This is a genomic window from Acinetobacter sp. NEB149, from assembly GCF_012516415.1.
In the GTDB taxonomy this organism is placed as follows: Bacteria; Pseudomonadota; Gammaproteobacteria; order Pseudomonadales; family Moraxellaceae; genus Acinetobacter; species Acinetobacter lwoffii_V.
The window spans coordinates 3,050,579-3,069,902 of the sequence record NZ_CP051208.1 but is presented as its reverse complement, the minus strand read 5'-3'; the positions used below and the strand labels follow the sequence as shown (position 1 = coordinate 3,069,902).

At 40.9% G+C, this 19,324-nt stretch carries 20 protein-coding genes, 2 tRNA genes and 2 pseudogenes; 10 read left to right on the top strand and 14 right to left on the bottom strand.

The features are described 5' to 3' along the window. Positions 1-155: 155 nt before the first annotated feature. Positions 156-1,627: pseudogene (locus HGD77_RS14880) on the top strand (amino acid permease). A gap of 245 nt (positions 1,628-1,872) precedes the next feature. Here HGD77_RS14880 and HGD77_RS14875 read toward each other — a convergent pair. After that, positions 1,873-2,367: an IS630 family transposase gene (locus HGD77_RS14875; RefSeq protein ID WP_004781677.1), complete on the bottom strand. Its 495-nt coding sequence runs from the start codon at positions 2,365-2,367 to the stop codon at positions 1,873-1,875. Between the two features lie 47 nt (positions 2,368-2,414). Continuing rightward, complete coding sequence (locus HGD77_RS14870; RefSeq protein WP_000122230.1) at positions 2,415-2,720, bottom strand: IS630 transposase-related protein; 306 nt, start codon at positions 2,718-2,720, stop codon at positions 2,415-2,417. A 34-nt stretch (positions 2,721-2,754) separates the two neighbouring features. Here HGD77_RS14870 and HGD77_RS14865 point away from each other — a divergent pair. Continuing rightward, positions 2,755-3,752: pseudogene (locus tag HGD77_RS14865) on the top strand (IS3 family transposase); the annotation flags it as partial. Between the two features lie 29 nt (positions 3,753-3,781). Here HGD77_RS14865 and HGD77_RS14860 read toward each other — a convergent pair. The 7 genes from HGD77_RS14860 to HGD77_RS14830 form a co-directional block, all read right to left on the bottom strand. Next, positions 3,782-4,195, bottom strand: coding sequence for a hypothetical protein (locus HGD77_RS14860; RefSeq protein WP_168730936.1), 414 nt, complete (start codon positions 4,193-4,195; stop codon positions 3,782-3,784). Next, positions 4,182-4,883 (bottom strand): IS1-like element ISPa14 family transposase, encoded by a 702-nt coding sequence (locus HGD77_RS14855; protein ID WP_001223318.1) that lies wholly within the window; start codon positions 4,881-4,883, stop codon positions 4,182-4,184. Before HGD77_RS14855 ends, HGD77_RS14860 begins: the two co-directional genes overlap by 14 nt. A gap of 359 nt (positions 4,884-5,242) precedes the next feature. Continuing rightward, the gene (locus HGD77_RS14850) at positions 5,243-5,995 is read right to left on the bottom strand and encodes an ATP-binding protein (RefSeq protein ID WP_085064707.1); all 753 of its coding nucleotides are present in this window, start codon (positions 5,993-5,995) and stop codon (positions 5,243-5,245) included. Between the two features lie 10 nt (positions 5,996-6,005). Next, positions 6,006-6,566 (bottom strand): DUF1376 domain-containing protein, encoded by a 561-nt coding sequence (locus HGD77_RS14845; RefSeq protein ID WP_168730935.1) that lies wholly within the window; start codon positions 6,564-6,566, stop codon positions 6,006-6,008. 68 nt (positions 6,567-6,634) lie between these two features. Then, the gene (locus HGD77_RS14840; RefSeq protein WP_004905625.1) at positions 6,635-6,883 is read right to left on the bottom strand and encodes a hypothetical protein; all 249 of its coding nucleotides are present in this window, start codon (positions 6,881-6,883) and stop codon (positions 6,635-6,637) included. Beyond that, positions 6,876-8,057, bottom strand: coding sequence for a site-specific integrase (locus tag HGD77_RS14835; protein ID WP_168730934.1), 1,182 nt, complete (start codon positions 8,055-8,057; stop codon positions 6,876-6,878). The genes HGD77_RS14840 and HGD77_RS14835 overlap by 8 nt, the downstream gene beginning before the upstream one ends. 19 nt (positions 8,058-8,076) lie before the next feature. Beyond that, positions 8,077-8,286 (bottom strand): hypothetical protein, encoded by a 210-nt coding sequence (locus tag HGD77_RS14830; RefSeq protein WP_000122748.1) that lies wholly within the window; start codon positions 8,284-8,286, stop codon positions 8,077-8,079. 115 nt (positions 8,287-8,401) lie between these two features. On the opposite strand from HGD77_RS14830, the gene HGD77_RS14825 reads away from it, so the two are divergent. Then, complete coding sequence (locus tag HGD77_RS14825) at positions 8,402-8,629, top strand: helix-turn-helix domain-containing protein (protein ID WP_004895349.1); 228 nt, start codon at positions 8,402-8,404, stop codon at positions 8,627-8,629. A 325-nt stretch (positions 8,630-8,954) separates the two neighbouring features. Here the strand turns inward: HGD77_RS14825 and HGD77_RS14820 are convergent. Together HGD77_RS14820 and HGD77_RS14815 are read right to left on the bottom strand one after the other, a co-directional pair. Next, positions 8,955-9,030: transfer RNA gene (locus HGD77_RS14820), tRNA-Gly, on the bottom strand. 48 nt (positions 9,031-9,078) lie between these two features. Next, positions 9,079-9,151 (bottom strand) — tRNA-Gly (locus HGD77_RS14815). A gap of 233 nt (positions 9,152-9,384) precedes the next feature. On the opposite strand from HGD77_RS14815, the gene HGD77_RS14810 reads away from it, so the two are divergent. The 5 genes from HGD77_RS14810 (at position 9,385) to HGD77_RS14790 (ending at position 12,226) form a co-directional block, all read left to right on the top strand. Further along, positions 9,385-9,693, top strand: a complete 309-nt coding sequence (locus tag HGD77_RS14810; protein WP_004280957.1) for a BolA family protein — start codon at positions 9,385-9,387, stop codon at positions 9,691-9,693. 9 nt (positions 9,694-9,702) lie between these two features. Further along, positions 9,703-10,095: a SirB2 family protein gene (locus HGD77_RS14805; RefSeq protein WP_005265414.1), complete on the top strand. Its 393-nt coding sequence runs from the start codon at positions 9,703-9,705 to the stop codon at positions 10,093-10,095. A 96-nt stretch (positions 10,096-10,191) separates the two neighbouring features. Next, the gene (locus tag HGD77_RS14800; RefSeq protein ID WP_071851250.1) at positions 10,192-11,028 is read left to right on the top strand and encodes a ParA family protein; all 837 of its coding nucleotides are present in this window, start codon (positions 10,192-10,194) and stop codon (positions 11,026-11,028) included. A 13-nt stretch (positions 11,029-11,041) separates the two neighbouring features. Continuing rightward, positions 11,042-11,434: a hypothetical protein gene (locus HGD77_RS14795; protein ID WP_005105109.1), complete on the top strand. Its 393-nt coding sequence runs from the start codon at positions 11,042-11,044 to the stop codon at positions 11,432-11,434. 198 nt (positions 11,435-11,632) lie between these two features. Further along, positions 11,633-12,226 carry a hypothetical protein gene (locus tag HGD77_RS14790; protein WP_004732653.1) on the top strand — a complete coding sequence of 198 codons (594 nt, stop codon included), beginning with the start codon at positions 11,633-11,635 and terminating at the stop codon, positions 12,224-12,226. Between the two features lie 38 nt (positions 12,227-12,264). Here HGD77_RS14790 and HGD77_RS14785 read toward each other — a convergent pair whose 3' ends face one another. After that, on the bottom strand, positions 12,265-12,903 hold the full coding sequence (locus tag HGD77_RS14785) for a DedA family protein (RefSeq protein ID WP_004644839.1): 639 nt from the start codon (positions 12,901-12,903) through the stop codon (positions 12,265-12,267). A 344-nt stretch (positions 12,904-13,247) separates the two neighbouring features. On the opposite strand from HGD77_RS14785, the gene guaA reads away from it, so the two are divergent. Next, positions 13,248-14,816, top strand: a complete 1,569-nt coding sequence (gene guaA / locus HGD77_RS14780) for a glutamine-hydrolyzing GMP synthase (protein ID WP_168730933.1) — start codon at positions 13,248-13,250, stop codon at positions 14,814-14,816. Positions 14,817-15,010: 194 nt separating this feature from the next. Here the strand turns inward: guaA and HGD77_RS14775 are convergent, their stop codons facing one another. Both HGD77_RS14775 and HGD77_RS14770 read right to left on the bottom strand, forming a co-directional pair. After that, a complete protein-coding gene (locus tag HGD77_RS14775; protein WP_168730932.1) occupies positions 15,011-16,234 on the bottom strand; it encodes a GGDEF domain-containing protein in 1,224 nt (407 codons plus the stop codon). Between the two features lie 190 nt (positions 16,235-16,424). Further along, entirely contained in the window at positions 16,425-17,747 is a 1,323-nt protein-coding gene (locus HGD77_RS14770; protein ID WP_005264631.1) for a GGDEF domain-containing protein, read from the bottom strand. 503 nt (positions 17,748-18,250) lie between these two features. On the opposite strand from HGD77_RS14770, the gene HGD77_RS14765 reads away from it, so the two are divergent. Then, the gene (locus HGD77_RS14765; RefSeq protein ID WP_004280969.1) at positions 18,251-19,198 is read left to right on the top strand and encodes a pirin family protein; all 948 of its coding nucleotides are present in this window, start codon (positions 18,251-18,253) and stop codon (positions 19,196-19,198) included. The last annotated feature ends 126 nt before the right edge of the window (positions 19,199-19,324 follow it).

Sequence of the window (19,324 nt, the reverse complement as noted above, 5' to 3'; positions counted from 1 at the left end):
GTATTTTTGAATATTTTAAATATATTGACTTTATTTTAATTTGATTAATCTTGCCTCTCAAATATAGAGAATAAGTTTTGCTTTTTATTTTTCAATAAAATTTATTATTGGCAAGGATTATTTATAACTTAGGTTATAAATTGGAGTAGTCATTTATGACAAATAATGAAGGTAAGCCATTTCTAAAAGGAGAACTTCTTGGCAGTCAGCATATGACTGATCAAGATGAGGAAAAATTACAGCGATCCTTAACCAATCGGCATATTCAAATGATTGCGATTGGTGGCGCAATTGGTACAGGTTTATTTATGGGGTCAGGAAAAACACTCAGTGTTTCAGGTACCTCCATTATTTTGACTTATATCATTATTGGTTTTTTCTTTTTTTTCGTGATGCGAGCGATGGGAGAGTTATTACTTTCTAATACCAACTACAAAACCTTTGCAGATTTTGCCACAGTATATTTAGGACCGTGGGCTGGATTTTTCATCGGCTGGTCCTATTGGTTGAACTGGATTATTACCGCCATTGTTGATGTGATTGTCATCGGGGGTATACCCAATTTTGGTACCCTGACATACCGGTCTGGATTCCGGCTTTTGGCTCCTTGGTCATCTTAACCTTACTGAATTTTGTTGCAGTAAGAATCTTTGGTGAAATGGAGTTCTGGTTTGCCCTAATCAAGATTATTGCGATTGTTTTATTCTTATGCGTTGGTTTATACCTGATTTTGATTAGCTTTGTATCACCGAGTGGTGTTCAGGCATCTTTAAGCCATGCAATTGAAAAGGGTTCGATGTTTCCCTATGGTGTTATGGGGTTTTTAGCCGGTTTCCAAATCGCAGTCTTTGCCTTTGTCGGGATTGAGTTGGTGGGAACCACAGCAGCAGAGACCAAAGATCCCCATAAATCATTACCACGTGCGATTAACTCTATTCCTGTCCGAATTTTATTGTTCTATATCGGTGCCTTACTATGCATTATTGCAGTTACTTCATGGTCACAGGTTTCACCGGATAAAAGTCCATTTGTTGAAATGTTTACGTTAGTGGGTTTGCCAGTTGCCGCAGGTGTAGTGAATTTTGTGGTAGCAACCTCAGCATTGTCTTCTGCTAATAGTGGTATTTTTGCAACCAGCCGTATGCTGTATGGCTTGTCAGTCGACAAGGATGCGCCAAAAAGTTTCAGCAAATTGTCTAAAAGCAAAGTACCACTGAATAGTTTGTTCTTTTCAATGTTTTGCGTTGTGATTGGGACATCTATTTTATTTATTGTTCCAGATGTGATGACGGCATTTACCATTGTTTCCGCACTCACGTCCATTTTATGTATTTTCACTTTTGCACTCATTATCTTGTCTTATATCGCTTACCGTAAACAAGCACCTGAAGTACATGCTGTGTCTGCCTATAAAATGCCAGGTGGTGTACCGATGGCCTGGATTACATTTGCTTTCTTGTTATTTACTGTGGTGATTCTCGCATTGGATCATGACACCTTGATTGCACTTCTGGTTTCTCCAATCTGGTTTGGAGGATTATTTATAGCGTATCGTTATAAGCGTCGTAAAATTTTAATTCATACAGCGTTGGTGCAGAATCAGATCGAAGCTAAAAAAATAAGCTAAGTATTTTTTGAGTCAAGCTTGATTGATATTTACTATTCAAAACTGAATGGTAAATATCAATGAAAATTATTATAAAAAAGATGATGAGTCGGTAATGCTCCCTAAAAATAATTGAACTTAAAAGTAGAAAATCGAATAGCCTTGATCTAAGGAGATTTTCTATGAAAACATCTAAATATTCGGACAGCTTAATCATGAGTATTTTGAAGCAAGCTGAAGCAGGTACTCCAGTGCCTAATCTATAGTCAAACTACTTTATTATTCATACAAGATTCGAAAAAAACTCGAAATAACTCATCGACTGAGTCGATCAACCATTCTTTACGCTTACGTTTAACCCATGCCCACATGTGTTCTATAGGATTTAAATCAGGGCTGTATGCAGGAAGCCAAAGAATTTTATGCCCTTGTTGTTCCAATAACTCCTGAATATCTGCTCTTTTATGAAATGCTGCATTATCCATAACCACTACACTATTTTCTGGTAATGCTGGTATGAGGAATTGCTCAATCCAAAAATGAAAAACATCTGAATTGATTTTGCAGTCAAATAAACCGACTGAAAATAACTTACCCTCATGGATTGCTCCAATGGCATTGGTCTGATTCTTTAATTGCCAATTATATTGCCCTAAACAGGGTACTCCTTTTCGTGAGTAGCCATGAGGTCTATAATCATGTGACTTAAAACCACTTTCATCCAGATAAATAATCGGATGGTTTTTTTCTAATTCATTCACTTGCAGAATAAATTTATCCCTAAGCTTTGTATCTGCTTTAGGATGGCTTAACGTCTTTTTTTAACTGTAATATTTAAGCGCTTTAATGCAGCACCAATAGATGAAACACCACAATTAAAACGTGCAGCACGTTCATATTGATAAGCATCAGGATACTTTTCAACATCTTCACGTAAAGCATCATCGTTAATTTTAGAAGGTTTACGTACACGAGTTTTTTTAATCTCTATACGTTTCTTCCATTCAACAATGGTATTTTTATTAATTTCAAATTGTGCAGCTACCGCTCGAATAGAATAACCTTCCTCAAGCTTAGCTAAAATTTTACGTCTAAAATGTTCTGAATAACTCATTGCACCATTGTATTGGTTTTATAATGATTTGACTATATGCCGAGAACATGGCATGAGTTCTGCCACTTTTTACAAATGGAAGTCCAAATATGGCGGCATGGATCTTTCCATGATGACTCGACTTAAAGAGCTAGAGACAGAAAATGCCCGCCTAAAGCGCATGTATGCGGATGAACGTCTTAAAGCAGACATTCTTCAGGATGCACTGTCAAAAAAGTTATAAGGCCAACGCAACGCAAGTCACTTGCTCAACAAGCCGTTGAGCAATATAAGATATCAGTGAATAAGGCCTGTCTCATATTCCAAGTCAGTCAAACCTGTTATCGCTATATAGCTCAATTGAAGGAGCAGAATATGGTTATTGCAGATTGGCTGATTAAGCTCACCAATGAGAATAAGACTTGGGGATTTAAGCTTTGCTTTTTGTACCTGCGTAATGTCCAAGGCTACCCTTGGAATCACAAGCGTATTTATCGCATTTATAAGGAGCTTGAGCTTAACCTTCGGATTAAACCCAACAAACGCATTAAACGGATAAAGCCTGAAACTCTTGCAGTACCAGAAGCGCAGAATGAATCATGGTCAATGGACTTTATGCACGATCAACTCAGTGATGGCCGCAGTTACCGTGTGCACAACGTCATTGATGACTATAACCGTGAGTCATTAGATATCTTGATTGACTTCTCCTTACCCGCCGAACGAGTACTTCGAGGGTTGGATCAACTCATCGAATGGCGAGGTAAACCAAAACGAATCCGAAGTGACAATGGACCAGAGTACATCAGTGATTTAATGGAGGCATGGTGTAAGCAGCATGAAATTGAGCATGTATTTACCCAGCCTGGCAATCCACAACAAAATGCGTATGTAGAACGCTTCAATCGGACAGTACGTTATGAATGTTTAAATCAATATTTATTTCGAGAACTTGAAGATGTTCAAGACTATACAACAGCATGGCAACACTTTTATAATCATCAACGACCTCATATGTCAGTTGATGGTAAACCACCTAAATTTAAACAATGATAAAGGCTTCGGTTTTTCTACTCATTAACTCAATTAAAAATGGGGGTATTACCATAAGGATCTGGTTTTAGATTATTCATATAAGTCATTACATCTTTTGCTTGATCCGAAGTAATCAAGTCACCAAGATCTTTTAAGCCTTTTTTCATTTCTGCTTCCGTGACTGGCTTGCGGTTGATAGCCTCTTGTCTTGATTTTTCCATTTGGCGTTTATTTTCCCTTTCGCGCATCTGATTTTCATAGCCACGTTGAGCCTGAATCGTCTGAACTCGCTGTGCATCCTGCGTTTGTCGTTCCATCAAACGCTGTGTTTCCATATGCCCTCTGTTAATCACCTCTTGAGCATCATATGCAAAGACAGCTGTAACTGGAGATACTAGAATACATGCAAGCAAGATTTTAGGTGGTGTTTCAAAAAGTATGCTGACATTAAATGAAGCCATTATTGATGTAAAAAAAGGTTAAGTCGAAAGCTTTAAAATGGTTTTCAATCTTTTTTGAAAAATTACAACTCCTTCTAAAACCGCGCCTAATTCGATGCCTTATTTTGCAATTATTACCTTCAATACCTACAGTAAAAAATTTACCAATACTTTGCTTGCAGTTTTTAAAAGCAGTGATGAAACTGTCCCAATGATCACTTGCAATTCGGGTGTAGTGAATACCTAATTGTTTAAGCTTTGTCTTCAATCGTTGAACTGTAGCTAAGTCTCTTTTACCCCAAACATAAGCAACAATCTCACCTGTTTCTCGATGGTAGGCGTAAATAAGCCATTGTTTATTATTTTTATTTCCCACGAAAGTCCAAAACTCATCAACTTCAAGAGACTCATAATGACTTTGTTTAGGCTGAATTTGGTAGGTCGATTCGGTTAAAGTACGTAAAACTTTACCGATACTGATTCGCTCAACTTCAGCGATATCTCGTATACCACTACCTCTGACCATCAACTGTAATATTTTTCGAGTAATGCCTGAATTACATCCTAGATAGCTCAGAGCATGGTCACCAATAAACTGACGTTTACAGTCTTTGCACTGATAGTTTTGTTTCCCATCTACTTTGATGCCATTTTTCTTTATACTGTCACTGAGGCAGGTTGGACATTTGATTTCTAGAGTTATTCGCATTTCTCTATTTTATCAAAATTCAACCTGCTTTGTTTCAGCATACTTTTTGAAACACCACCAGATTTTATTTAAAGATTTCATATTCATTTTTTCTCATAATTTAGTTGTTAAACAACCCTTCATTATGTGTGAAAGGGTAGTACATATATTGACAGATATACGTACTATTCAATAAAGAAATTGGTACTCAGCTAGACTTTTTTCAGTTTAATGACGCGATAGGTAGCTTATCAAAATTTAAACCAAGTGAAACACAGCATTCACTTATAGATTACCGCCTACTCTCCTAATAAAGGAGTTAAATATTTGACGTTTAAGTGGTTTATAAAGAGGCGGTTCATTTGAACCGCCTCAGATATTTAATAAATGTTATTGAACCGCTGATCCTCCCAATAACACGGCACTACAATTAAATTGTTTTCATGCAACCGTGACCATAATCGGACACCTAAATCCCGCTGTATATTCTGAAGTGTGAAATTGGAAATTAGCAGCGTGGACTTCATGTTGTCGTAACGGCTATATAAGACCTTATGCACCATTTCTAGGCGTTTCTCATGCCGGTCATGCAAGCCATATTCATCAATCACCAATAAATCAAAACCGGAGAAATGCTCGATAACTTCCTTTTCAGAGCGTGAAGCATCTGACCAGGTGTCCATCATTTTTTGAGCAATTTCTGCACTGGTATAGTAGCGTGCAGATTTTGTACTGTTATGTAGAATGTTGCGAATAATTGATGCACTCAGATGGGTTTTGCCTGTACCTGGTGTACCAATCATCAACATGTTCGGGTTGTGGTCAGAAATAATCTGCTGTGCAAAAGCCTGGCATAGCTTGATGGCATTGTCTTGTGCAGGACATGCAACTACATAATTCTTGAAGCCACGATCCAGGTAGCGTTTATTGAGCCCTGAGTTTTTGATTTTCTGTTGTAGCAATCGCTGTTGCAGTTCATCTGCATAGGCTGCATGTGAGTGATGGACGTTTTCTTTTGCACACAATTTACAGAGCCTGTGGCCGGCAATTTCCATCAGGGGCATATGATGGGTAGGGCAGAGTGTTTCTGTTGTTTCTACGTGAAACTGGAGCGTTTTAAGCATGGTATTCATGATCATTCTCCTAAATCCATTTTGAATTTTCTAAAAAACTCTCATTTTTTTCTTCAAAATTTGAAGATGAAGATGAAGATGAAGATGAAGATGAAGATGAAGATGAAGATGAAGATGAAGGGCATGGTTCAAGCATGACTTGAGTAATACTCGGGCTCTTCTCAGGAGCTGCTTGAGCATTTACTTTTCGTTGCTTAGCTGATGCTTGAGCATTACTTGCGGATTTTCCCCAACGTGCTTGAGCTGCATTTTTAGCTTTATCAGATTTCATTTGCTGATTTTGCAATGCCTGGCTTTTTAAACTGGTTAAAAAACTTGAATGAATTTGCTCAGATTCGATTTCAAACAATTCCAGGGCTATTAGCGTATTCAACAAAGTTTTAGCCTTGGTATGTTGCGATAATTTTGTGATGCTACATACCGTAGCTAGGTCGTGAGGAATAGCACCATTTTTCCAGAAATCCATCATTAACAGCAGTGCCGCACCAATTTGTTCTGCTGTCATTCGTGCAAATTTCGCCTGTAAGTCGCCGATATAGAGTGGCATCCAAATTGAAATATGTTTATGCATGTGTTCACCTTTTTTATAGGTATAGAGGGCTAAGGTCATCAATCAGATGACCTTGTATATTTATTTGATCAGGGAGCTAAGCTCATTAACCGGAGGCGAGCCTGTTGAGCCAAGTCATCGTAATGGGCTTGCCCTTCATCCAGCATTCGCTGTAGCCACAGTCTTAACGCCTGGTGATCATCGAAGCATTTGTTGATCTCCAACAAAAACGCCAGATTGTGCAGTTTGGGAATGTGTAGCTCATGGATTAATTCACGAGCCACCATATCTGCTTCAGGACTGACGACCACACCACCAAAGAAAGCTTTACTATTCATGTGCAAGCTCCTCTGTATTTAGTCGCTCCAACATGGCTTCAAATGCACTGCCATCACGACGGGTAACATTGGGGATGTAACGGCTATAGACCCGGAATAGCATTTCAGTCGTTGAATGTCCCAATTGACGTGCGATCCATTCCGGATTCTCTCCTGCCGACAGCCAGAGCGTTGCTGCTGTATGACGTGTTTGGTAGGCTCTTCTAGTCTTTAATCCTAGAAAGCGCAAGATCGGATGCCAGACACGTTTATTCACCAGACGATAATCGAGAGGTCCACCGTCACGATTACAGAATACAAACTCTGATTTACCATTATTTAAGCTTTTCTGTTGCAGAAAAGCTTGGTAAACCCGGTCATTCATCTGGATCGTGCGGTCAGAGCCATAAGTTTTGGTTCCACCAAGAACACCATTCACTAACGCTTCTCTGATATGGATTTCACGACGCTGTAAGTCGATATTTTTCCATTGCAGACCATCGATTTCACTGGTACGCATACCCGTAAAAAAGCGAATGGTGTAATAGGGGCGGAAGTCTTCACGCACCGTGGTAAGAATTTTATGCACCTCTTCCAGAGAAAAAGGTGTGACTTCAATCTTGCTTTCCTTCAGATTGTTAATATTTTTATAAGGCGACTCAAACTCGTATCGTTCAGCCGCATCATTGAGTATCATACGTAAAGGCGTCATGATTTGATTAATCCGCGATGCTTTCAGACTTGTTTGATCTTTTCCGTGTGTCACTTTGGCGAGGGAAGCACGGAAGTTCAGCAAGTCTGACTTCTTGATTTTCGAGAGAACCTGATTACCAAAAGCAGGAATCAAATAATTTTTAATAATAATTGAAACCTTTTGTTGATAAGAAGTTCTCCATTCAACTTGTTTTTGTTTAAACCACACTTCAGTAAACTCTTTAAAAAGAGGAACCTTAGTTTGTACAGCGATTTGCTGACTTCTTTTTTCCTTAAAATCATCGACACGTTTACTTTTTGGAAAGTACTTTTCGTATTCAAAAGTGCCCAGTGTGATTTCTGCCTCAAGCTGTTCGAGACGTTTTTTCAAAATGCGACGGTTATAGGCATTGTCTTCAAGATTGGTTGTTTCTCTGCAACGAATGCCCATGTAGCGAAAGTCGGCAATCAGTTTGCCACTTCGTTCCCGGATGGTAGCCATCAGTTAAACCTCCTAAGCCTTATTGCAAGGCATCCATGCTTAAACCAGTGAATTTAAGCATTTCAGTTTCAATACGTTCCCAAACAAAAAGAATTTTGCGGCCACCAAAAGGACGGATGTAGTGAACACCTTCAATGAAGACACTGTCTTTCAGCTGGTTGCGAATGGTACGAGCGTCGTACTGGATTTTTTCAGCCAGTTGCTGGGCTGTGAGATAGGTATATGACATAATTGTATTCCTAGCGTAATTCATCGGATGTAAGGAATTTTTCATCCTTAGACCTAAAATAACCTCAAATTTAATTAAATGCAATTAAATTTTCATTGTATTAGAGGAAAAATTAATGGTTATTTGTAAGCTACCAATATTGTTGGCTGAAAGAAAAATGCGTGTAGCTGACTTAATTCGTGGCACAGGCATTAATAAGACAACTTTGCATAAGCTTTATAATGGCGAATTGACTCGAATTGATTTGGAGACCATCGATCGAATTTGTGATTATTTGGATGTACAGGTAGGGGATTTATTTGTTTTTGAAAAAGACAATAAAGAACAATCTGTTAGTGAATAGTTTGGTCACAAATGGTCACATCAAAAAGTGAAATGGTCACAAATTATTGATCATTTGGTAAAAAATACCTTGTTTGGAAGAGAACAGGGTGATTTTTTGCCTTCAAAAAAGCTCTGAAAGTGGTGATCGATTGAGGACATTTAAGGTCAATTGAGACCATCTTTATGGTCGTGGGCACGCCATGGTCACATCTTGGTCACAAAATACAAATTACATTAAGAATATTTTTTATTGAATCGAATAACAAAGGAAGGGGAATTTTCAAAAAATATAATAAAATCAATAAGAAAAAAGCCCCCATCTTGCGATGAGGGCTTTTTGAATCTGGAGCGGGAAAGGAGACTCGAACTCCCGACCCCAACCTTGGCAAGGTTATGCTCTACCAACTGAGCTATTCCCGCGGAGTCTATAAAGTTTTTTAAATGAAAAAACTAAATGAAAAAATTTTGAGCGGGAAAGGAGACTCGAACTCCCGACCCCAACCTTGGCAAGGTTATGCTCTACCAACTGAGCTATTCCCGCATGCCGTGTATAATACAGCATGCAAAAATGTGGTCAACACCTTTGTTAAAAATCTTGCATCAATTGCATAAAATAAAAGCAAAATGCTGTAGATTAGACAATAAATAACCAATATTCATATAGAAATCGATGAAATTTCACCACAATCAACGGATTGCACCTGAACAGATTACCGAAATACTCGGCAGAACAAGGTATACTGGGATTATATTTTTGAAGATTGGAGTCAGGCCATGAGCTTAGAACAACAACTGAAAGATCGTTTGGCGCAATTATCCCCAACCCATTTGGAAGTGGTGAATGAGTCTTCGGGTCATGGTGGTTATTTCCCGGGAAAAGAATCGCATTTTAAAACCGTGATTGTGAGTCAGGCATTTGCCGGTTTGCGCCCCGTCCAGCGTCATCAGAAAGTTTATGCTGCTGCGGGTGATCTGCTGTCAAAAGACAAGATTCATGCGCTGGCCATTCATGCATTTTTGCCTGAAGAATGGGCAGGTCAGGATACGACCAGTCCTGCTTGTGCACACGCACCTAAAAACTAAGAGGAAATGATGGAAACCCAACTTTTAGTCAAGATTATCCATATGTCGGTAGCAGGACTGGCGATTGTCGCCATTCTTGCCCGTGCCTTGACCTTGTTTGTCGGCACACAGGGAAATATGCCTAATCCGTTAGCACGTACAGCGCTAGTCGCTTTACAGCATTTAGCTATCACGGTGATTGCACTGACCGGTATAGTATCGCTCGTCCTGAAAGACTTTGATGTACAGCCTTGGTTCTATGCCAAAGTCATTTTATTTTTGGTGCTGGTGTCCTCGCTAGGCAAAGCCTATAAAAAAGATGATTCGATCTTGCTGTCGCAGCGTCGGGCTGGCTTAGTTATTGCTGTAGTTTCATTGGTGTCTATTCTGGCTTTGGTGATGATCAAGCCGAATTTTGGCTAAAAGCAGGCTGGCTGTGATGATCAGCACAGCCAGTCCATGCAAATAATTAGAAAATACAAATGTTGTAAAAGTAATTAAAAATGTGAGGAGGGGGACATGCGTACACGTGTGGTATTTAATCAAAAGGGTGGGGTAGGCAAGTCGAGTATTACTGTCAATCTGGCAGCGATCAGTGCACATCAGGGTTTAAAAACCTTATTGATTGACCTGGATCCGCAGGCCAACTCTAGCCAGTATGTGCTGGGTGATGATGCGACGTATTCTAGTAACAAGCCGGCACTCGAACCGAATATCGAAAACTATTTTGAAGATGTACTCGGTAATCAGCAAAGCAAGGGCTTGCTTGGTAATGCGATTGGCTCGATTTTAAAAAGTCGTAGCAAAGGTCTGGAAAGCTATGTGCATCAATCTTCTTTTAAACATCTCGATGTCATTCCGGCTAGCCCGACACTGGGTGCATTGGCCTATGCACTGGAGTCCAAGCACAAGATCTACAAGTTACGAGATGCCTTACAACAACTGTCAGGATATTATGATCGGGTGTTTATTGATACACCGCCTGCATTCAATTTCTTTACCCTCTCTGCTCTCATTGCGGCGAACCGTGTGCTGATTCCCTTCGACTGTGACGTGTTTTCTAAACGCGCCCTGCAGACCCTGATTGAAAATGTGATTGAAACTCAGGATGACCATAATGAAGGGCTGGAAATTGAAGGTATTGTCGTCAACCAGTTTCAGGCACAGGCTAAGTTACCGCGTGAAGTGGTACAACAGCTCAAAGATGAAGGGTTGCCGGTCCTCGACAGTATGTTGCCACCGTCGATCTTGATGAAAGAATCTCATCAGAAAAATCAGCCTTTGATTCATTTGGCTACTGATCATAAATTGACTCAGGCCTATCAATCGTTGTTCAATGAGATAGAGCAGAATTAAGATCGAGTTAGCTATGAAACTTGTGAAAATAAGCCTGAGTATTGCTGCACTTGCATTACTGAGTGCCTGTGCAACGCCGGTAAAACCGACTTATGTGTCGCCAACCCTGTATCAGACTTTGGGTTGTTCACAACTACAGGGTGAATATAACCGTATTCAGCAGTATATCGACAATGGCGTTGAGCCACCGAAACGTACAGGCGTCGGTGTGGGCGTTGGTCTTGGCGGTGGCTGGGGCAGTCGCGGTGGCTGGGGTATTGGCCCGAGTGTTTCAGTCAATATGGGACAGTCATCCGATACCAAAAGAACCGAACTGGCACGGCTTTTAGGCGAGCAGGAAGCGATTGTACAGGCCGCGCGTTATAAGAACTGTCCGATCATCGTTCGGCAGGCGACGCCTAAATAAATCATTCAACATTAAACGGATGAATGCTGACTTCGGGTCGGCATTTTTTTATTGCTTTCACCAAGAATAGGGCGGTTTACATTAAGATAAAACTCACGGGAAATTGACCAGACTGTATATAAATCTGAAATTTATAAGCTTGTTATCACACTCTCATATTGATTAAGCTACAACCTTGGCCCGGAAAAGTTCATTGCGATGATTGAAAATTGGTTATTTGTTTTAGGACTCATTGCTGTACTGATGGTTCCAGGGCCCGCCAATGCCTTGGTGGCTAGTTCTGCTCATCAGCAGGGGCAGGCCAAAACCAGTCTCTATCTTCCTGCCATTTTGCTCGGCTATTTTTATGCCATTAATGTATGGGCCTTGGTGATTCATCTGGCGTCACCGATCTGGCCAAATTTTAAAGGCTTGGTCTATGTGCTGAGTACCATCTGTGTGGGCTGGATGACCTTGCATTTATATAAGGCCCAGCAGTTAGAACGCTACAGCAAGAACCATCCGCAGATTCGCCCCTGGCAAATGTTTACAACTACCCTAAAAAATCCTAAAGCAGCATTGTTGGCCTCTGGAATTTTACCGATGGAAACCTGGCAAAGCCCGACCAACTTCGTTCTGGTTTTTGCTGCCTTTAGCTTGAGTACCGTTCCGGTCGGGATATTCTGGATGGTCTTTGGTCAGGCCATATTGACCAGTCCATCTGAAAAAATAAAAGCCGGCCTCATTTATAAAGGCGCGGCTCTATTTGTCCTGCTTTGTCTCATCCCACTCTTGATCAAGCTCTGGGATTAAACGCACAGGCTGTAAAAGAATCTTAATGTAAAAAGTTCTTAAGCTGTTTTACTTTTTTTGAGCTTTTGTTGAATAAAGCCAATCACACCTGGCAATACACTTAAAATAATGATGCCAAAAATTAGATAGGTGAAGTTGTCTTTGACGATCGGCATATTGCCAAACATATAGCCCAAAATGACAAATGAGCTAATCCAGGCAAATGCACCTACTACATTATAGGTCAGGAAATATTTGTAATTCATGCTGCCAGCACCGGCGACAAAGGGTGCGAAAGTACGGGCAAAAGGAACAAAACGCGCAAAAATAATGGTTTTACCACCATGTCTGGCAAAGAATTGCTGGGTCGCCAATAAGTGTTTTTTATTGATGAAGCGCGATTCAATCTCGAAAACCCGAGGTCCAATATATTTGCCAATATGATAATTCAGGGTATCGCCCAATACTGCCGCAACAAACAAGAGCGGAATCAGCACCCAAGGATCCATCGCACCAGTAGAGGCTGCCAGTGCACCTGCTGCAAATAGCAAGCTGTCACCGGGCAGGAACGGCATCACCACCAGACCTGTTTCTACAAAGATAATTAGGAAAAGAATGGCATAAATCCAGATCCCGTAATTGGTGATAAATTCAAGCAAGTGATCATCAACATGCAAGATAAAATCAATCAGTTCCATGAGCCCAGTACAAGCAAAAGTGTGGTCAAATCCTAACAGCCCAGGGCATGAAAGTCAGTACCAGAAAGTAAAATAATTAACGCTCCATCCATCTTCAATTGAGCAAAAATTTCTCTTACATATTATCTTCAGATTTTTATAAAAACATGCTTAGTTGGATTAAATCTTGAGCTTAAAAATATAAAAATGACAGACCAAACAAGGCATCCGAAGGGACGCTTTGTTGTGCTAGAAATATAATGCAATCAACTAAATGTATACCTAATGCGAATTGTGTGCTTAATGCGCTGAAAAATGTTAGAATACGGCGCTTATCTTTCGTTTGCCTTTCATAGTTGTTCGTCATGACTACCAATACTCAAATTACTGAAGATCGTATCCTGATTCTGGATTTCGGTTCTCAATATAGTCAGCTCATCGCACGTCGTGTCCGTGAAGCTGGTGTATATTCTGAAATGTATGCCTATGATATGTCTGAAGAAGACATTCGTGCATTTAATCCAAACGGTATCATCTTGTCTGGTGGACCTGAGAGTGTTCACCTTGAGGGCAGCCCGCGTGCGCCGCAAGTGGTATTTGAGCTGGGTGTGCCGGTATTGGGTATTTGTTATGGCCTGCAAACCATGTGCGAACAGCTTGGCGGTAAAGTTGAGCCAGGTACTGTGCATGAGTTTGGCTATGCAGAAGTAGATATTGTCGTACGTGACAAGCTGATCGGTAATTTACAGGACCGTGAAAACCAGCTGCATGTCTGGATGAGCCATGGTGACAAGGTTGCCCGTATTCCAGAAGGCTTCCAGATCACTGCACAAACGCCTAGCTGTCCAATTGCTATGGTTTCTGACGAAACTCGCCGTTTCTATGGTATTCAGTTCCATCCTGAAGTGACACATACGTCTAAAGGCGCAGAATTACTGTCGAACTTCGTTCATCAAATTTGTGGTTGTCGCGGTCTGTGGACGCCAGAACACATTATTGATCTACGTGTAGAACAGCTTCGCCAACAGATTGGTGATGAAAAAGTATTACTGGGTCTTTCTGGTGGTGTGGATTCATCTGTAGTGGCAGCGCTGTTGCATAAAGCGATCGGTGATCAGCTGACCTGTGTATTTGTAGACAACGGTTTGCTTCGTTTGAACGAAGGCGATCAAGTGATGCAAATGTTTGCTGACAACATGGGTATCCGTGTTATTCGTGCTGCTGCTGAAGAGCGTTTCTTGACTGCGCTTGCGGGTGAAGTTGATCCTGAAGCAAAACGTAAAATTATTGGCCGTGAATTTATTGCTGTCTTCGCTGAAGAAGCACGTAAATTAGATGGCGTAAAATTCCTTGCACAAGGTACGATTTATCCAGACGTAATTGAATCTGCTGCAAGCAAGCAGGGTAAGGCGCATGTGATTAAATCACACCATAATGTGGGCGGCTTACCAGCAGACCTAGCATTTGAACTGGTTGAACCATTACGTGACTTGTTTAAAGATGAAGTACGTAAATTGGGTACGACTTTAGGCTTGCCACACAGCATGATCTATCGTCATCCATTCCCAGGCCCAGGTCTAGGTGTGCGTATCTTGGGTGAAGTGAAAAAAGAATATGCAGACATTTTACGTCTTGCAGATGACATCTTCATGCAAGAACTGCGTGACAGCGGCTGGTATGACAAGACTGCTCAAGCATTTGCGGTATTCCAGCCAGTGAAATCGGTGGGTGTAGTCGGTGATGGCCGTCGTTATGCATGGGTAATTGCATTGCGTGCGGTAGAAACGGTGGACTTTATGACAGCTCGTTTCGCACACCTGCCATATGAACTAGTAGACAAAATCTCTACGCGTATCATGAATGAAATTGCTGACGTTTCTCGTGTGACTTATGACGTATCGTCTAAGCCACCTGCAACGATTGAATGGGAGTAATTTAGGGGTTTCGGACAGCACTGCTGTCCGCCTAAATTACGCCAAGCGCTAGGCGCGCGGCAGTAAGGACTTGCAAGCAGCATCGCTGCTTGAAAGTTTTATGCTAAACGCTATGCATGGCAGTTTAGAAATATAAACTTTCCAAATTAAAAAGAGCGCTTCGGCGCTCTTTTTATGCTTTTCGGAAAAGATGCTTAAGCCGGTTTAACCTGCCAGTTTTGCATCTCTCCAGCTAAACTTTGCTCCAGATCTGGATCATAAGCTTCAACCCGATTCAGTCCATTGGCTTTAGCCTGATATAAGGCAATATCGGCTTGCTTAATTAGGGTCATCAAATCCGTTTCACAGCTTTCCAGAATGGCAGCACCAATCGAAATACTAAAACTGAAACGATGTTGGCTGTCCAGATCGATCACAATATTTTCAATTTTATGCCTTAAACGCTCGGCAACTTTTAGCGCTTCATCCAGAGAGGTTTCAGGTAAAAATGCAATAAATTCCTCGCCTCCATAGCGTGCCAAAATATCATGCTGCCGCATTTCGCTGTGTGTATTTAGGGCAATCGTCTGTAAGACCTGATCTCCGATATCATGACCATAACGATCATTAATCTGCTTAAAATGATCGACATCAAAGACCAGTAAACTCATAGGCACCGGTTGATCAAAATTCTGTTGTACCAGTTGTTGCACGAGATATTCAAAACAGCGACGGTTATTCAGGCCAGTGAGTGAGTCGGTATGAGCCATATTTTCAAAGGCCTGCCGATTATATTCATTCAGGGTATGCTGCAAAAATACCATGCGTGATTTTAAGGTCGAGCTCCAGCTAATATATAGACTGAAGGTCAATACTGGCAGATAAATCAGGGAAAATAAAAACATCTGGTACAGGTCAGACCGAGTATTGAAATATACACCGATGTAAATCATCAGGGTAATCAGACTTGAAGTAATCAAAGACGGCCAGAACCGGATCTGCACACATAAATTGGCCAGTACAATAAAGACTAAGGAGGCATATTGATAAATGAGGGTATAAGCACTTTCAGACTGATTCAGATTAAAAAACCAGATGGCACTTGCACCAATAATCGAGGTAGGCAAGAGCAGATCAAAGACAGGCAGATTGCGGTAAGAGTGATACATCCAGATCGTGATCAGTACGATCAGGATGGTATAGCTGATTTTGGTCAAAATGAGTAACTTGAGAATATCATTCAGCACCAGAATATCGGCGAGGGTATAAGAGGCATATGCCAGCTGTGCGAATAAATTGACCTGTAATAAGTATTTTAAAGTGAGTTTTTTCTGATGAGCATAGTAGGCCGGTTTTAGAGGTGCAGGAATACGAACAAGCGGATCTTGAAGAGCCTCCTGAATCAGGGTACGTGATTCTTTTTCGTTATCATGCGGCATGCAGCCTTCCCAAATTAAAATATATAAAAATGAATAAGATGAAATTTATATATAGTTGTATAAAAAATATTCTATTCTTTTGTTGGATATTTTAAAAGTGGAAGAATCAAATTTATTTTATAAAATGAAATCCCCGATTAACGCATTCTAAGAATGATCCTAGCTTATAGAACAGACTAATGATTCAGCTTTAATTCGCCGTTGACTGGGCTGGTTGAGTGTCTGGCTTAAATACATTCCAGGGATTTTCTGTTGCTGGCTTGGGCTTATTCAGCATATCCGGATGATAGACTTCAATCCGGTTTCGGCCAGACTTCTTGGCTTGATATAAGGCGATATCGGCTTGTTTGATCAGATCTTCCAGAGTCTGGGTATGGGATTCTAGTTCTGCAACACCGATCGAAATGGTGAACCGGATGGCATGATTGGATTCAACATAAATATACTGCTTTTGAATTGCACAACGAATTCGTTCTGCAATCACCAGGCTGTCTTGTAGCTGAGTATCTTCCAGGAGAGCGATAAACTCTTCCCCGCCAAAACGTGCCAGTACATCGCTATGCCGCATTTCTTTACGGGTCACTTCAGCAATCAGTTGTAGCACCCGATCACCGACATCATGCCCATAGCTATCATTAATATTTTTAAAATGATCCACATCAAACATCAACAGGCAGCTACTGGCATGTTTGGGCCATTGATGAATAGAGCGTTCAGCCATATCGACAAAATGGCGACGGTTGTAGAGCTGGGTCAAATCATCGGTATGTGCCAGATTCTTTAAGGTTTGATAGTTCCATTCATCAAGCAGGGAGCGCAGAAAAGAACGCCGCACATTCAGAATATTATTCCAGTTAATATAAATGCTAAAAAACCACAGTGGACTAAAGACCACGCTAAAAATAAAGGCTTGAGAAGCACTCATGAACTGGGTCACCCCAAGCATGATAAATAGGGCAATCAAGATGGAGCAATAGACTGCGACTTTAAACTGGGTCTGCACACAGAGATTGGCGATAAGAATAAAGATCGCAGAGGCATAAATATAGGTGGCAACATGGGGACTGGTTGAAAGCGCGAGTAAGCTAATCCAGGCCGCTGCAGCTACAGTGGTGCCTATCGGCAAGATTCTGTCCAAAATCTGAATATTTTTATATTTTTTAAACAGGTAATAACAGCAAAACATCGCCCCCAGAACCAGAACGACGCGCATCAGACCAGAAATAAAAAACATGTCTGGAATAATCAGGATATCGGCAAAGAAATACAGTAAAAAGGCAATTTGCGCCAGATAGTTAATTTGACGCAAGTTATGATGACTATGCGTATAGACATAATCATGAAAATACTGCTGAAACAGGGCAGGGATACGGGCATGAGGATCTGTCAGCGCCTGTTCAATCAGCTGACGGTTTTGCAGATCACATTCAGATAATTTCAGTGATTTATCGGTCGTCGAATTTTGAAAAGATACATTCGCCGTTGAATATATATTCTCATTCTGAGCAGACATGTCCTGATCCAGTATTATTTTTATAGGTGCCTATTATGCCGTGGTTGAGTAAAAAATAACCTCCCAAAAATTGGGTATCCGGGAAATTTTTAAAGCTAAAACGTAACAAAATTTGTGTTTTGTAAAATTGAAAGTGATTGAAATACATGAATAATCATCTTATTCATTGGGATCTTTGGTTGTTGTTGCTCCGTTTCACATGAAACATGGACTAATGACATTCGTTGATCTTCAGTTTATTTAAACTCATAACGCCATGTACCTAAATCATGATTGACTTGTTAAAACTCAAGTTTGGGGCTTTGAATATAAATCTCATCAGCTTTTCAGAATTTAAATTGATGGGACTAGTGAGGCGTTTTATACGTATCTAAATATTTCCAGGGATAGATTTTGCCCATAGACCCTGTACATTGTCCTGAACAGAGAGGCATCTTGAATCGGTCAAATACATGTCTCACCCACTCAAAAAGTAGAATGAAAATGTCGAGGTAAGCTCAGCCATGTCGAATAATAGTGATATTGAACTGTCGAATTCCGATGATTGTGAAAAGTATGTGAATCAGTTTATTCAGGAGTTTCCTTTACGTCGCGCGGAAATCGGACAGGGCACCGTGATTAAACGTGCCTTGCCAAGCAGACATAAGCGCATGATTGGTGCCTGGTGTTTTCTGGATCATGCGGGTCCGGCCATTTTCCCGCAAGGAGATGGTCTGGATATCGGCCCTCATCCACACATTGGTCTGCAGACCTTTACTTGGATGATCGAAGGCAGCATGATGCACAATGACAGTCTGGGAAATCAGCAGTTGATTCGTCCCAAGCAGGTCAATCTGATGACCTCGGGTTATGGCATTTCACATACCGAAGTCTCTCCTGAAAGTGAGACACATATGCATGCAGCACAGTTATGGATTGCCTTGCCGGATGACAAGATCAATATGGCACCAGGTTTTGAACATTATCCTGAATTGCCGGTCGTCAATGAGCAAGGCATTGAATTTACCGTGCTGGTCGGAGAATATTTAAAAACGAGATCACCGGTTAAAGTACATAGCGAACTACTCGGAGTAGACCTGTATGCAGCTCAAAGTACTAGTGCGCGCTTGCCTCTGAATCCGAAATTTGAATATGGCTTTATGGTGCTTGAGGGGACGGCCAGTATAAATGGGCATGAACTAAATGAAGATAATATGCTGATCCTGGAGCCCGGCTTACAGCAGGTCAACGCTGAAATTCATGCCGGGAGCCGGGTGTTATTGATTGGTGGGGAACCATTTGAAAGCCCGATTTTACTGTGGTGGAATCTGGTCGGGCGTACGACAGAGGAACTTAAAATTGCGCGGGAACAATGGATTGAAGGCCATGAACGTTTTGGTTCCATTCCTGCCTATGATGGGCCACGTTTAGAAGCGCCTGCATTTCCAGACCAGATGCGGGCTTCCCGATAAATGCTAAAAATGATGAGAATGTAGAGCGCTGTCTGAATTGAACTTAAATAGTTAATCTGCAACATAGAATACATATCATTACAGTCATCAAAAAATGAGCTAGAGTCTGCTGCTTTTTGTTATGCT

Excerpts from the sequence above, each read along its gene's own strand:
- HGD77_RS14870 (WP_000122230.1), bottom strand. The coding sequence starts at position 2,720 with ATGAGTTATTCAGAACATTTTAGACGTAAAATTTTAGCTAAGCTTGAG.
- HGD77_RS14860 (WP_168730936.1), bottom strand. The coding sequence starts at position 4,195 with ATGGCTTCATTTAATGTCAGCATACTTTTTGAAACACCACCTAAAATC.
- HGD77_RS14855 (WP_001223318.1), bottom strand. The coding sequence starts at position 4,883 with ATGCGAATAACTCTAGAAATCAAATGTCCAACCTGCCTCAGTGACAGT.
- HGD77_RS14850 (WP_085064707.1), bottom strand. The coding sequence starts at position 5,995 with ATGAATACCATGCTTAAAACGCTCCAGTTTCACGTAGAAACAACAGAA.
- HGD77_RS14845 (WP_168730935.1), bottom strand. The coding sequence starts at position 6,566 with ATGCATAAACATATTTCAATTTGGATGCCACTCTATATCGGCGACTTA.
- HGD77_RS14840 (WP_004905625.1), bottom strand. The coding sequence starts at position 6,883 with ATGAATAGTAAAGCTTTCTTTGGTGGTGTGGTCGTCAGTCCTGAAGCA.
- HGD77_RS14835 (WP_168730934.1), bottom strand. The coding sequence starts at position 8,057 with ATGGCTACCATCCGGGAACGAAGTGGCAAACTGATTGCCGACTTTCGC.
- HGD77_RS14830 (WP_000122748.1), bottom strand. The coding sequence starts at position 8,286 with ATGTCATATACCTATCTCACAGCCCAGCAACTGGCTGAAAAAATCCAG.
- HGD77_RS14825 (WP_004895349.1), top strand. The coding sequence starts at position 8,402 with ATGGTTATTTGTAAGCTACCAATATTGTTGGCTGAAAGAAAAATGCGT.
- HGD77_RS14810 (WP_004280957.1), top strand. The coding sequence starts at position 9,385 with ATGAGCTTAGAACAACAACTGAAAGATCGTTTGGCGCAATTATCCCCA.
- HGD77_RS14805 (WP_005265414.1), top strand. The coding sequence starts at position 9,703 with ATGGAAACCCAACTTTTAGTCAAGATTATCCATATGTCGGTAGCAGGA.
- HGD77_RS14800 (WP_071851250.1), top strand. The coding sequence starts at position 10,192 with ATGCGTACACGTGTGGTATTTAATCAAAAGGGTGGGGTAGGCAAGTCG.
- HGD77_RS14795 (WP_005105109.1), top strand. The coding sequence starts at position 11,042 with ATGAAACTTGTGAAAATAAGCCTGAGTATTGCTGCACTTGCATTACTG.
- HGD77_RS14790 (WP_004732653.1), top strand. The coding sequence starts at position 11,633 with ATGATTGAAAATTGGTTATTTGTTTTAGGACTCATTGCTGTACTGATG.
- HGD77_RS14785 (WP_004644839.1), bottom strand. The coding sequence starts at position 12,903 with ATGGAACTGATTGATTTTATCTTGCATGTTGATGATCACTTGCTTGAA.
- guaA (WP_168730933.1), top strand. The coding sequence starts at position 13,248 with ATGACTACCAATACTCAAATTACTGAAGATCGTATCCTGATTCTGGAT.
- HGD77_RS14775 (WP_168730932.1), bottom strand. The coding sequence starts at position 16,234 with ATGCCGCATGATAACGAAAAAGAATCACGTACCCTGATTCAGGAGGCT.
- HGD77_RS14770 (WP_005264631.1), bottom strand. The coding sequence starts at position 17,747 with ATGTCTGCTCAGAATGAGAATATATATTCAACGGCGAATGTATCTTTT.
- HGD77_RS14765 (WP_004280969.1), top strand. The coding sequence starts at position 18,251 with ATGTCGAATAATAGTGATATTGAACTGTCGAATTCCGATGATTGTGAA.